The organism is Paenibacillus sp. FSL H8-0282, assembly GCF_037963825.1.
In the GTDB taxonomy this organism is placed as follows: Bacteria; Bacillota; Bacilli; order Paenibacillales; family Paenibacillaceae; genus Paenibacillus_AQ; species Paenibacillus_AQ odorifer.
The window spans coordinates 4190866-4203395 of sequence record NZ_CP150146.1 but is presented as its reverse complement, the minus strand read 5'-3'; the positions used below and the strand labels follow the sequence as shown (position 1 = coordinate 4203395).

The window sequence follows — 12530 nt, the reverse complement described above, 5'->3', positions numbered from 1 at the left end:
TTGGGACAGAGGTGGAAATGATATGAAGCCATATAAAGTATTGGTTGTTGATGATTCGGCATTTATGCGCAAGATCATTTCCGATTTAATTGAAAATGACGCTGACTTTCAGGTGACGGCAACAGCAAAAAACGGTCGTGAGGCTATCGAAAAAATCAATGAGCTTCGTCCAGATCTGGTTACTATGGATGTAGAAATGCCAGAAATGAACGGCCTGGAAGCGCTGAAAATAATAATGGCCTCAGACCCTCTGCCAGTGATTATGCTGTCAGGGATCAATGAAGAGGGCATGAAGGAAACCATTCTTGCACTGGAATGGGGCGCTTTTGACTTTATTCGTAAACCTTCGATTACCAACTCTCAGGATATCATGGGAGTGGGAGAATCCTTAAGGGAACAAATGAAAGAGGCTATGATGGCCCGGGAGCAGCGCGAAGCACGTGCTTCTGCATTTAAGTTGCCAGACATACCGCCAGTAGAAGTCGCACCGCCAACTGTACCGAGAGTGATGCCCGGCAAACCCAAGGTAGAACCTAAAGCTTCACTCAAAAATGAAGTGACCAAAAAACCGCGGGTGAAGCAGCCGTTAGATCATACTGTTCCTAAAAGAGCAGCAAAACCATTAATCTCTACTCCACCACCTTTATCAGAAAAGAGTAATGCAAGGTCAAGAGTAGAGAATAACACTACCCCACCAAAACCGTTTCCTAAACCTAAAGTGGAAGTGTCTTCTGACGCTTCTACAAATCCTCAGGTCCGGAAGTATGGGAGTAATGATCTGCAAAAGTTGGTTGCCGTGGGGTGCTCTACAGGTGGACCACGTGCTCTAAAGGTATTTCTGGAGAAGATTCCTGCGGATTTTCCAGCGCCTATTGTTATTGTGCAGCATATGCCGCCTAACTTTACCAAATCACTAGCCCAGCGACTGAATACCTTCAGCCCGCTAGAAGTGATTGAAGCTGAGCAGGGGATGATATTGCAAAAAGGAACTGCTTATATAGCACCTGGAGGCTATCATTTACAAGTTGTCCCATCCTCTAGAGGGCAATATGCGGTTGTACTCACAAAGGAGGAGGCACGTAATGGCCATCGACCTTCTGTGGATGTTTTATTTGAATCATTGCTGCCGCTCACATCGTTAGAACGTCATTTGTTACTAATGACAGGGATGGGTAGTGATGGGGCAAGAATGATGAAATCCTTATACGACTCTGGGGTAACCTCAACCTTTGCTGAAAGCGAAGAAACTTGTGTCGTATATGGAATGCCGCGATCTGCGGTGGAATTACAGTGCGTCCAGCACGTACTGCCTTTGCAAGAAATTGCTCCAAGGCTGGTGCAAGCTGTTAAATAACAGAAAAGCGAACTCAAAGGGGAGGTGCTCACTGATGGACATGAACCAATATTTATCCATGTTTATTGATGAGTCGAACGATCATCTGCAGTCATTGAACGAGAGCATGATGGGGCTGGAAGCGAATCCTGAGGACATTAGTATTGTACAGGTAATATTCCGCTCTGCGCATACCTTAAAAGGTATGGCAGCAACTATGGGCTTTGAAGATTTGGCTTCACTCACACACCAAATGGAAAATGTTCTTGATTTGGTACGCAACAACAAACTGCGCATGCAGGATTTCATTTTTGATACGTTGTTCAAAAGTTTGGATGCCTTGGAGTCTATGGTTGAGGATATTACGGGAGGAGGCGAGGGTAAAGCGGATGTTTCGTCTATCGTCTCCTCCTTACAGGCTATAGTCCGGGGAGAGATTCCTGTTGCGGGTGGTGAGGCAGCTTCTGTCTCAGGACCTGCTGCACAAGCGGTTGAAACCCCGATTCATTTAGATGAGTTTCAATTTTCTGTTCTAGAACAGTCGATTCAAGAAGGACATCAAGTATTATATGTGGACGTAACCATTCGCAAGGATTGTCAGCTTAAGGCAGTACGTGCATATATGGTGTTTGATCTTTTGGAGCGTTCAGGTGAAGTGGTTAAATCCTTCCCATCCGTTCAGGATATTGAACAAGAGAAATTTGATCAAAGCTTCTCTCTCTATTACATAACTCAAAAAAGTGCTGATCAAATTCAGGCTATGATACTAAATCTGTCTGAGATTGATAAGGTATCGGCAGTAGCATTGGATCAAGACTCTCTGCAACAGCTGGGTCAAGAAACAGCAGCAGCAGCCTCTGAAGTGGCTGCCACGACTACTGAGGCTCCAGCAGCTACACCTGCGGCTTCTGCCGCTAAACCCCTGCCAACCAAAGAAGAAGGGAACAAACCGGCAGCTCACAAAACAGGTGGGGCACCATCACGTACCATTCGTGTAGATATTGAACGTTTGGACGTGTTGATGAATTTATTCAGTGAACTTCTTATCGACCGTGTACGATTGGAACAGCTGGCTTCTGAGGTTCAAAATGGTGATCTTACAGAAACGGTTGAGCATATGGGCCGGGTAAGCGGAGATCTCCAGAATATTGTAATGAAGCTGCGGATGGTTCCAGTAGATACAGTATTTAACCGATTCCCACGTATGATTCGTGATCTAGCCAAGTCACTAGACAAAAAAGTAGATCTTATCATCACAGGAGCAGAAACTGAGCTAGACCGAACGGTCATTGACGAAATCGGGGATCCGCTGGTGCATTTATTGCGTAATGCAGTTGACCATGGTATCGAATCCATTGCGGATCGTGTTGCTGCTGGTAAGCCTGAGACCGGAACGGTCTATTTGCGGGCTTTCCACAGTGGTAATCACGTCTTCATTGAGATCGAAGAAGATGGAACAGGGATTTATCCGGAGAAGGTTCTGAAATCTGCTGTGAAGAAGGGTGTTATAACACAAGAGCAGGCAGCCAGTATGTCGGACGATGAAGCTTTTCAGTTGTTATTTGCCCCAGGCTTCAGTACAGCAGAGGTCATTTCTGATGTTTCAGGCCGCGGGGTAGGGCTGGATGTAGTGAAATCTAAGATTTCTTCTTTAGGCGGCAATGTAACGATTTATTCTGCTCCAGGTAAAGGAACAAATTTCTCAGTGCAGCTGCCTTTAACTCTATCAATCATTGCTGCAATGCTTATCCGATTAGGTTCCGAGAAGTATGCCATTCCTTTGACCTCTATAGTGGAAACCGGAATCGTGAAGCAATCTCAGATCCGTACAATCCATGGCAATAAAATGGTAGAATTCCGTGATTCGCATATTCCTCTGGTTTCGCTAAGTCGTCTCTTTTCAGTACCAGATTATGATGAGAGTACCGAAGAAGAAACAGAAATCGTAGTGGTGCGCAAGGGAGAAAGATTAGTTGCCTTAGCAGTACAGGATTTTATTGGCCAGAACGAGGTTGTGATTAAGAATCTGGGTAAATATTTGCCTGATGTACAAGGAATATCTGGCGCAACCATTCTTGGTGATGGTCAAGTAGCACTTATTATTGATCCGAACGCTTTTATTAAATAACTAGGATAGAACAGGGAGGTTCATTCCATGGCTGAAGATATTAAAGTGATAGTGTTTAAATTAGGCGTAGAGGAATATGGAATTGAAGTTGAAAAGGTACAAACTATTGAGCGCATGATGCCCATTACTCGTGTACCTAAGACCTATTCATTTATCAAAGGTGTAATTAATTTACGTGGGGTTGTTATTCCTGTAATTGATCTACGGGGCCGTTTCGGCATCGAAGAGGCTGAACACACCGATCAGACAAGAATCATCATCGTGTCTGTTAATGAAATGGAAGTAGGCTTCATTGTAGACTCTGCAAATGATGTTATAGATCTGAACAGAGATTCTATTGATACACCTCCTGATGTTGTTGGCGGCATCAAGGCAAAGTATTTGGATGGGGTGGCCAAGATTGGAGACGAGCGCTTACTGATTATGCTTAACTTGTCAGAAGTGCTTAACAAAAGCGAAATCGTTCAATTAGAAAGCCTAGAGGGCTAACCTGTGGAACTATTTAAGCACTATAAGGATTTCAAAATGGATGTGCTTAAGGAAGTTGGGAACATTGGAGCTGGAAATGCAGCCACCGCATTATCACAGCTCTTGAATAAGCCGATAGATATGGCTGTTCCTAAGGTACAGCTCCTTAACTTTGAAGAAATAACAGATAAAGTTGGCGGAGCCGAAGAACTTGTATATGCGGTGTTTCTACGTGTGGAGGGTGAAGCTCCAGGTAACCTGTTTTTCATTCTGTCACCAGAAGCGGCTATGAACTTGCTTAGTCGTATTGCGGGCATTGAGCTATCGAGTAATGAAGAGCTTGGAGAAATGGAGCTCTCTGCACTAAGCGAAATTGGCAATATTTTGGCAGGATCGTATCTTTCTTCTCTAGCAGATTTCACCGCACTTTCTATGTATCCAACGGTGCCGGCCCTTGCTATGGACATGGCTGGCGCTATCCTTAGCTACGGTCTGCTGCAATTCGGGCAGATGGGGGACGATGCATTGTTGATCGACACTACCTTCTTCGAAGGGAAAAACGAAATTGAAGGGCAATTTTTCCTTATTCCCGATCCGGAATCATTCCCGAAAATCTTCAAATCGCTAGGAGTTCCTTTTGAAAATGATTGAAGAACAAAGCATTATTAAAGTAGGGATGGCGGATCTTAACGTGGGTAGCCAAGACAGTTTAATTCGTACCACAGGTCTTGGCTCCTGCGTGGGATTAACATTGTTTGACCCTGGAAAAAAGCTTGCAGGGATGGCGCATGTAATGCTCCCATCATCTGAGATTGCTAGGGAAGGGCAGTTAAACATCGCTAAGTTTGCAGATACTGCAGTGCCGGAGCTCTTATCCCGTCTGCTAGAGCTTGGGGCGGTTCGGAGCCGGATCGTAGCCAAGATGGCCGGAGGTTCACAAATGTTTGCCTTTGCCGGGGGGAGCGACACCATGAGGATCGGGCCTCGTAATGTTGAATCTTGTAAACTAGCACTTGAAAATTTAAAAATTCCGTTAATCGCAGAAGACACAGGCGGCAATTATGGCCGTACGATAGAAATAGCCTGCAACACTGGTATATTGTTTATTCGCAGTGTGCAAAAAGGCGCTAAGGAACTATAATTATGAATATGATTGGAAACATTTTGATAAACTTGGTGTCGGGTTTGGTAGGTTTCATATTTACCTTTTTTGTAACCTACAGTAACAATGTATTGGGTACTAGTTTATTAAGAAGCCTAATTGCATTTATCATCTGGTTTCTGCTTGCTTTCCTCGTAAGATGGGTATTGGGTTTTATTATGATTCAAACATCGCCTCCGGATGAAGTGGATACTGGTGGTGAAGAACTTGGGGCGAAGCTGGATATCAGCACGCCTAATGAGGATGAAGAATTAATCAATCTACTAAAACCGAAGCCAGGACAAGGAAACGAAAATAGCGAGGGATTTAAGCCTCTTACACCTCCTAAGCTAGTTTCGATGAAGGATCCTGAAGAATTGGCCAAGGCCGTTCGTCACCTGAAAGAAGAATAAGTGAGGGCTGAGGCGGAATCGGTGATCTTATTGGAAGGTACATTTCGCCGCGAATGCTCGCTGACTAAACTTTGGGAAGGGTGAAAGCTATTGAACGAGCGTAAAGCTTCTCAATTGGAAACTGACGAGCTATGGGAACAGTGGAAAGAACACAGAGACCCTGATGCCAAAAAGAAGCTGATAGAGAGTTATCTCCATATTGTTGATTATGTATCCAGTCGTTTGGCTGTGGGATTACCCAAAAATGTATCCAAAGATGATTTAGCCAGTAATGGGGTTATGGGACTAATTGATGCGATTGAGAAATTCGACTACAAACGAGGATTGCAGTTTCAGACCTATGCGTCCTGGCGTGTGCGTGGTGCGATATTAGATTCATTACGCCAAAGTGATTGGGTACCTAGATCCGTTAGGGAAAAAGCTAAAAAAATTGAGGACGCTTATCAGCAGCTGGAGCAGAAGCACTTAAGGTCAGTTAGTGACGAGGAAATGAGCCAATACCTTAATATTAGTGAACTGGAATTTCAAAATATGTTGCAGGATGTGGCTGTGATGTCACTTTGTTCACTGGAAGACCCGATTCGTGAAGAGGAATCAGAGACCCGAATGTCCATACTGGTGGACGATAAAGCTAAGAATCCGGATAGCAAGGTAAATGAATTCTACTTGCGCGAAGCGCTCACCAAAGGTATTGAGAAATTAACGGTGAAAGAAAGGACCGTTGTGTCCCTTTTATATTATGAAGATTTATCTTTAAGTGAGATTGCTGAGGTCATGTCGTTATCTCCTTCAAGAATTTCGCAGTTGCATTCCAAAGCTATTTTGCGGCTGAGGGGAACGCTCGAGAAGAACCGTGATCTCCTTATGCAGAACGATTAACCGTTAGCGGTGACAAGGGGGAGCAAAATTTGATCGGTCAATATGCTTTGAATCAGTACTTGAGTATAACTTTTTCGGAGGACAAAGGAATCGCGTATTTGCAGTTCTCCAAAAAGGATGAGAATTTTTCCTGCTCATCTACAGAACTGGAAGCCTTCCTGCACAGTCACAATATTCGCTACGGTATCAAGAGTGATGTTGTCGAACGTATTAGTAGTCATCCTGAGGAGTTTTTTTGGAGTAAAGTTCCGATTGCTGCAGGTTATCCTGCTGTGCATGGCACGGATGGACGAGTTATGCTTACAGTTGATCTGGAAGAGGACCGCAAACCGCTTGAGAAAGCGGATGGTAAGGTCGACTACAAGGACTTGGTCCGGCTTCGTAATGTGCTTAAAGGAAAGTTAATAGCTAAAATTATCCCTGCCCAGCCTGGAAAGTTAGGGATGACTGTAACTGGTGATGAGCTTGCTTTCAAGGCTGGAAAGGAAGCTCATTTTAAAATCGGGAAAAATGTACTCATTGATAACGATGGCACTTCGATGTACGCAGCGATTGATGGACTGGTCACGTTAACTGATAACGGGAAAATCAATGTGTTTCCTGTATATGAAGTGAATGGTGATGTCGATTACGGCACTGGAAATATTGATTTTGTAGGTACAGTCGTCATACGTGGGAATGTCCTTTCAGGCTTTACGGTAAAGTCTGCCGGTGATATTCGGGTTGTAGGCGGCGTTGAAGGTGCAGAGTTAATCTCTGGGGGCTCCATTGAAATTACTGGTGGAATTATCGGATATAACAAAGGCCAAGTTACCGCTGGAAAAAGTGTGAAGGTTTCTTTCATTCAAGATGGAAACGTAACCGCTGGGGAAGATGTAATTGTTTCTCAGAGTATTATGCACTCCAATATACGTGCTGGTAGAGATGTTATCTGTAACGGCTCTAAAGGTTTGATTGTGGGTGGAATCGTTCAGTCTGGAGAAAGAGTTGTAGCAAGAACTATAGGTAACACCATGTCCACTGCGACTGTGATTGAGGTAGGCGTGGTTCCAGAGCTTAGAAATGAGATTAATGAACTTCGTCAAGAGCTGCGGCAGCTGCTGGAGAACGAGGATAAAACCTCTAAAGCTTTGTATCTATTAAATCAATTGGCTACTAACGGTCAGCTCCCTGCGGATAAAGTGGCGCTTCGCGTCAAATTAAATGCTACTAAACAATCCCATCAACGTGAAGAAAAAAGAATTAAAGAACGAGTGCTAGAGATAGAAAGAATGTTAGAAGATACAGGTAGAGCGAGAGTTGAGGTTATCAAAACCATTTATGGCGGTTCAAAGATCATGATCGGCAGATATACCCGATTTGTTAAGGATGCTACGGAGCGGGTTGTGTTTATTTACAGTGATGGGGATATATCTTTAACGCCGTACAATTAATCGGGCGGGCAGCATTTGCGGCCGGCCATTACTTGTGAGAGAAGGGTTAAGATGAGCCTAAAACCGGTGGAACTGCAAATTGCTTTGCCTCGCACCACGGAGGCGGGCAAGCTTCAGAATGAATCTCAGCAACGTCCTGCTATCGACCAACATCAATTGGCTGGGCAAAATGTAAAACAAAGTCAGGAATTGGCCATGCGGAGCACTGAAGTGGATGAGTCTTCTGAATCAGCTTTACGGGATGGCGGTGGAAAAGGCAATCAGCATTCAGGTGGCAATTCTTCGTCAGATAAACATTCGAACCCGCCTGCAACCCGTGATGCTGAGCATCCTTACAAAGGCCAACGCATTGATCTAAGTCTTTAATAAGAATCTACATGAATCTACATCTGATATGTAAAAGGAGATAAGGCACTTGCAACCATGGGTTTATATTGTGCTAGTAGGTGTCGCCGCTATTCTTTATGCCCTTTTACTTCCCGCACGTGTAAAGGAAGGAAAAGCTAATCAGCAAAGCCTCAAAGAAACAGAGGCTGCGCTTGAGCTATATATGGCAGACATAGAGCGCGAGAATGAGGAACTGGTACAATTAGTTAGTAGTATTAAACAACAATCGCAAACTAATCATAATGTACTGCAGGGACAGGTTAATGAATTACAGAGTCAAGTGGTAGAGTTGCAGAACAGCTCTTTAAAGCTAGAAGCACGAGTGGCCGAGGAAGAGAAGAGTTTGAAAGAACTTGCAGTGTCGGTTGAACAAGGTTCGAAGGTTAAAGTTGGTGTAAACGAAGATCCGTCTCTCCCAGCAGAGATGAGTTCAGTGTCGCCAGATGTGAAAGCGAAACCTATTAGTTCGATAAAATTACGTTACCCAAGATTGTTTGAACTGCATGAGCAGGGCAAATCGATAGACTCCATTGCCAAGACAGCTGGACTTCAGCGAGGGGAAGTGCAACTGATTCTGCAACTTGCCAAACAGGAGGAATCGGTATGATTAAGAACCGTTCATTCTTGTTCGGGCTAGGCACAGGACTAATTACTGGCGCTTTATTACTTCAACTAATGATCTCCGGTGGAGCGGCTCCACTTACCAAAGAACAAGTTCTACAGGGTGCGGAGAAATTGAATATGAAAGTCATCGATGAAGCTGCAGAACCTTCCTCGGGGGAAGCTGAGAATGATAATAAAGAGGAAGTCACAGAGACCGGGGGGGCGACAGCAGAAAGCAAGGAGAACGTCAGCCCCTCTGCGCCGGCTGCTGCAGCCTCCCCCACGCCGGCAGTGTCACCTACAACGCCTGAGAGCTCTGATAAAGCCATTGCGCCGAACAAGCCATCTACGCCTACTAACGGCAAGGTTGAGCAGCCAAAGGTCACTCCAAAGGCCAGTGCCGCTCCAACCGCTGTAGCTCCTGTAACGCCTAAAGTCACAGCAAATGCTAGTGTTTCTGTTCGAATTCCATCTGGCAGCACATTGACCGCAACAACAGATATTTTAGCGAAGGCTGGCGTCATTAAAGATAAGTCTACTTTTCTAGAGGCTGCAAACAAACGTAAGATTAACACCAAAATTCAATCCGGTTCTTATAGCTTTAATAAGGGAGAAAGTATTGACTCGATAATAGAGAAATTAATAACTTTAAAGTGATCGTTGCATACACTGAGATAATATGGTATAGTAATTGACGGTGTTAAAACACACGCCGGTTGATTTCGACAAGGGGTGCTTTCTTCTGAAGAAAGTCTTGCTGAAAGATGACGCATGGCGGAGGAGACACACAATAAACCAAACTTAGGAGGTGTGTGAAGATGGCAGTAATCTCCATGAAACAGCTTCTAGAAGCTGGGGTACACTTCGGTCACCAGACTCGTCGTTGGAACCCAAAGATGGATCGTTATATCTTCACTGAAAGAAACGGAATTTACATTATTGACTTGCAAAAAACAGTCAAAAAGGTAGAGGAAGCTTACAACTTTGTAAAAAGCGTCGCTGGTGACAACGGCACAATCCTATTCGTAGGAACAAAGAAACAAGCTCAAGATTCCGTAAAAGAAGAAGCAGAACGTTCCGGTATGTTCTTCATTAACCAACGTTGGTTGGGCGGAACTCTTACCAACTTCCAAACTATCCAAAAGCGTATTGATCGCTTGAAGAAATTGGAATCTTGGGAAGAAGACGGTACTTTTGAAGTACTACCTAAGAAAGAAGTTATCCTTCTTCGCAAAGAGAAAGATCGTCTTGAAAAATTCTTGGGCGGTATCAAGAACATGAAAGGTCTTCCAAGCGCGCTGTTCATCATTGACCCGCGTAAAGAGCGTATTGCAGTTGCAGAAGCTCGCAAATTGGGTATTCCAATCGTAGCTATCGTTGATACTAACTGTGATCCAGACGAAATCGACTACGTAATTCCAGGTAACGACGACGCTATCCGCGCTGTTAAATTGTTGACTGGTAAAATGGCAGACGCTGTTGTTGAAGCTCACCAAGGCGAAGACACAACTACTGCTTAAGTAGCGACTAACACATACAAGAACTTAAATGAAAAGGGTGGTTGGCAGGTGGATAACCTCTCACTGCCCTTTTTTTAGGATAAAGGCCTTGAATAATGTAAGAAAACGACAATTACCTGGAGGGAATAAACAATGGCAGTTGATGCAAAAGCAGTAAAAGAACTTCGTGAAAGAACAGGCGCTGGTATGCTTGATTGTAAAAAAGCGCTTGAAGAAGCTAATAACGATATCACTAAAGCAGCAGAATTGCTTCGTGAAAAAGGTCTGTCTGCAGCAGCGAACAAAGCAGGACGTATTGCTACTGAAGGCGTTGTAGAATCTTACATCCACGCTGGCGGCCGTATTGGTGTACTTGTAGAAATCAACTGCGAAACTGACTTTGTTGGTAAAACAGATTCCTTCAAGGAATTTGCTCGCGATATCGCTATGCAAATCGCTGCAGCAAACCCACGTTATGTTCGTCGTGAAGAAGTTCCACAAGAAGATGTTGAGAAAGAAAAAGAAATCCTGAAAGCTCAAGCTTTGAACGAAGGTAAGCCTGAGAAAATCATTGAAAAAATGGTTGAAGGACGTATTGGTAAATATTACGAAGAATATTGCTTGCTTGAGCAAACTTTCGTTAAAGACCCTGACAAAACAATCTCCCAATTGTTGAATGAAAAAATCAGCACCATCGGAGAAAACATCTCGATCCGTCGTTTTGCTCGTTTTGAACTTGGCGAAGGTTTGGAAAAGAAAGTGGATAACTTTGTTGAAGAAGTTATGGCACAAGTTAATCAATAATAGTTTCATCATAAATGTGAAGAATTGAATAAAGGCAAGCATCAGAAGAGCGGAACACGTACACGTAGTGTTCCGTCTTTTGCAGAAAGTGAGGGTATACATTTGGAACAGCCGGTATTTAAGAGAGTAGTCCTTAAGGTAAGTGGAGAGTCTTTGGCAGGACAAAACGGATATGGTATTGATGCCGACATGATTATTTCCATCGCTGAACAGATCAAGGAAGTTGTAGAACTTGGCGTTCAGGTTGCGATTGTTTGTGGCGGGGGGAACATTTGGCGCGGGATCGCGGGCAGCGCAAGCGGCATAGATCGCGCTACTGCAGATTATATGGGCATGCTGGCAACAGTAATGAACTCACTTGCACTGCAGGATGCATTGGAGCAAATCGATGTGCCAACAAGAGTACAGACTTCGATCTCGATGCAGCAAATTGCTGAACCATACATTCGTCGTCGTGCGATTCGCCACTTGGAGAAGGGTCGTGTTGTTATTTTTGCAGCAGGCACAGGTAACCCATTCTTCTCAACAGATACTACTGCAGCGCTTAGAGCGGCAGAGATCGAAGCAGAAGTTATTCTGATGGCGAAAAATAAGGTTGATGGAGTATATTCTGCTGATCCGTTCAAAGATAGTACCGCTGAGAAATTCGAACAGCTTACTTATATGGATGTTCTGAACAAAAACCTCGGTGTTATGGATTCAACAGCTTCATCTTTATGCATGGATAACAATATACCGCTCATTGTATTTGCCATTACAGAACAAGGCAATATCAAACGTGTCGTTCTCGGTGAGAAGATCGGAACGATTGTTAAAGGGAGTGTAGATTAATGCCACAATCGGTCAAAAAAAATGCTGAAGAGCGTATGGAAAAAGCGATTTCATCGCTGAAACGTGACTTGGCGACATTACGTGCAGGACGTGCAACAACATCGCTTCTCGATCGTATTCAAGTTGAATATTACGGGGCACCTACTCCAATTAATCAGCTGGCCAACATTAGTACTCCGGATTCCCGGACACTGTTGATTCAGCCGTGGGACAAAACATCGATGTCTGATATTGAACGGGCGATCATGAAATCCGATATCGGATTGACACCTGCCAATGACGGCACCATTATTCGTCTTTCTATCCCTCCGCTGACTGAAGAGCGTCGGACGGACTTGGTTAAGCTGACTAAGAAATTTGGTGAAGAAGCGAAAGTAGCGATCCGCAACATTCGCCGTGATGCCAACGATGATATTAAAAAGATGGAGAAAAACGGTATCTCTGAAGATGAGTCCCGTGGCCATCAGGAAGACATTCAAAAAACAACGGATAAGTTCATAGCCGAAGTTGACAAAGTGCTTGTTTCCAAAGAAAAAGAGATTATGGAAGTTTAATGATATTCAAGAGACTTAAGGCCCCTCCGTTAATGGTGGGGTTTGTCTCTTTCTGAT

15 protein-coding genes are annotated in these 12530 nt (G+C 44.1%); all 15 read left to right on the top strand.

Going from position 1 to position 12530, the window contains the following annotated elements; translation table 11 throughout:
* Nucleotides 1–22: 22 nt before the first annotated feature.
* The 15 genes from NST94_RS18070 to frr all read left to right on the top strand — a co-directional run bounded on the left by NST94_RS18070 (nt 23) and on the right by frr (nt 12473).
* Nucleotides 23–1354, top strand: coding sequence for a chemotaxis response regulator protein-glutamate methylesterase (locus tag NST94_RS18070; RefSeq protein WP_076301625.1), 1332 nt, complete (start codon nt 23–25; stop codon nt 1352–1354).
* Between the two features lie 34 nt (nt 1355–1388).
* On the top strand, nt 1389–3461 hold the full coding sequence (locus NST94_RS18065; protein ID WP_076182652.1) for a chemotaxis protein CheA: 2073 nt from the start codon (nt 1389–1391) through the stop codon (nt 3459–3461).
* Between the two features lie 27 nt (nt 3462–3488).
* Nucleotides 3489–3950 (top strand): chemotaxis protein CheW, encoded by a 462-nt coding sequence (locus tag NST94_RS18060; RefSeq protein ID WP_036688501.1) that lies wholly within the window; start codon nt 3489–3491, stop codon nt 3948–3950.
* A 3-nt stretch (nt 3951–3953) separates the two neighbouring features.
* On the top strand, nt 3954–4580 hold the full coding sequence (locus NST94_RS18055; protein WP_076182646.1) for a chemotaxis protein CheC: 627 nt from the start codon (nt 3954–3956) through the stop codon (nt 4578–4580).
* Nucleotides 4573–5070 carry a chemotaxis protein CheD gene (locus tag NST94_RS18050; RefSeq protein WP_036688499.1) on the top strand — a complete coding sequence of 166 codons (498 nt, stop codon included), beginning with the start codon at nt 4573–4575 and terminating at the stop codon, nt 5068–5070. Before NST94_RS18055 ends, NST94_RS18050 begins: the two co-directional genes overlap by 8 nt.
* A gap of 8 nt (nt 5071–5078) precedes the next feature.
* Nucleotides 5079–5483, top strand: coding sequence for a hypothetical protein (locus NST94_RS18045; protein ID WP_076127910.1), 405 nt, complete (start codon nt 5079–5081; stop codon nt 5481–5483).
* 90 nt (nt 5484–5573) lie between these two features.
* Nucleotides 5574–6362: a FliA/WhiG family RNA polymerase sigma factor gene (locus NST94_RS18040; RefSeq protein WP_076127824.1), complete on the top strand. Its 789-nt coding sequence runs from the start codon at nt 5574–5576 to the stop codon at nt 6360–6362.
* Between the two features lie 29 nt (nt 6363–6391).
* Nucleotides 6392–7795 (top strand): FapA family protein, encoded by a 1404-nt coding sequence (locus NST94_RS18035; RefSeq protein WP_036688497.1) that lies wholly within the window; start codon nt 6392–6394, stop codon nt 7793–7795.
* A gap of 51 nt (nt 7796–7846) precedes the next feature.
* The gene (locus NST94_RS18030; protein ID WP_076127826.1) at nt 7847–8161 is read left to right on the top strand and encodes a hypothetical protein; all 315 of its coding nucleotides are present in this window, start codon (nt 7847–7849) and stop codon (nt 8159–8161) included.
* 49 nt (nt 8162–8210) lie between these two features.
* Nucleotides 8211–8789 (top strand): hypothetical protein, encoded by a 579-nt coding sequence (locus NST94_RS18025; RefSeq protein WP_076279614.1) that lies wholly within the window; start codon nt 8211–8213, stop codon nt 8787–8789.
* Complete coding sequence (locus tag NST94_RS18020) at nt 8786–9442, top strand: endolytic transglycosylase MltG (RefSeq protein ID WP_076182641.1); 657 nt, start codon at nt 8786–8788, stop codon at nt 9440–9442. The genes NST94_RS18025 and NST94_RS18020 overlap by 4 nt, the downstream gene beginning before the upstream one ends.
* 161 nt (nt 9443–9603) lie before the next feature.
* Nucleotides 9604–10305, top strand: a complete 702-nt coding sequence (gene rpsB, locus NST94_RS18015; RefSeq protein ID WP_036688493.1) for a 30S ribosomal protein S2 — start codon at nt 9604–9606, stop codon at nt 10303–10305.
* Nucleotides 10306–10437: 132 nt separating this feature from the next.
* A complete protein-coding gene (gene tsf, locus NST94_RS18010) occupies nt 10438–11088 on the top strand; it encodes a translation elongation factor Ts (RefSeq protein ID WP_036688492.1) in 651 nt (216 codons plus the stop codon).
* A 102-nt stretch (nt 11089–11190) separates the two neighbouring features.
* Nucleotides 11191–11919, top strand: a complete 729-nt coding sequence (pyrH, locus tag NST94_RS18005) for a UMP kinase (RefSeq protein ID WP_036688491.1) — start codon at nt 11191–11193, stop codon at nt 11917–11919.
* Nucleotides 11919–12473 (top strand): ribosome recycling factor, encoded by a 555-nt coding sequence (frr, locus tag NST94_RS18000; RefSeq protein ID WP_076127832.1) that lies wholly within the window; start codon nt 11919–11921, stop codon nt 12471–12473. Before pyrH ends, frr begins: the two co-directional genes overlap by 1 nt.
* The last annotated feature ends 57 nt before the right edge of the window (nt 12474–12530 follow it).

Excerpts from the sequence above, each read along its gene's own strand:
- NST94_RS18070 (WP_076301625.1), top strand. The coding sequence starts at position 23 with ATGAAGCCATATAAAGTATTGGTTGTTGATGATTCGGCATTTATGCGC.
- NST94_RS18065 (WP_076182652.1), top strand. The coding sequence starts at position 1,389 with ATGGACATGAACCAATATTTATCCATGTTTATTGATGAGTCGAACGAT.
- NST94_RS18060 (WP_036688501.1), top strand. The coding sequence starts at position 3,489 with ATGGCTGAAGATATTAAAGTGATAGTGTTTAAATTAGGCGTAGAGGAA.
- NST94_RS18050 (WP_036688499.1), top strand. The coding sequence starts at position 4,573 with ATGATTGAAGAACAAAGCATTATTAAAGTAGGGATGGCGGATCTTAAC.
- NST94_RS18045 (WP_076127910.1), top strand. The coding sequence starts at position 5,079 with ATGATTGGAAACATTTTGATAAACTTGGTGTCGGGTTTGGTAGGTTTC.
- NST94_RS18030 (WP_076127826.1), top strand. The coding sequence starts at position 7,847 with ATGAGCCTAAAACCGGTGGAACTGCAAATTGCTTTGCCTCGCACCACG.
- NST94_RS18020 (WP_076182641.1), top strand. The coding sequence starts at position 8,786 with ATGATTAAGAACCGTTCATTCTTGTTCGGGCTAGGCACAGGACTAATT.
- rpsB (WP_036688493.1), top strand. The coding sequence starts at position 9,604 with ATGGCAGTAATCTCCATGAAACAGCTTCTAGAAGCTGGGGTACACTTC.
- tsf (WP_036688492.1), top strand. The coding sequence starts at position 10,438 with ATGGCAGTTGATGCAAAAGCAGTAAAAGAACTTCGTGAAAGAACAGGC.
- frr (WP_076127832.1), top strand. The coding sequence starts at position 11,919 with ATGCCACAATCGGTCAAAAAAAATGCTGAAGAGCGTATGGAAAAAGCG.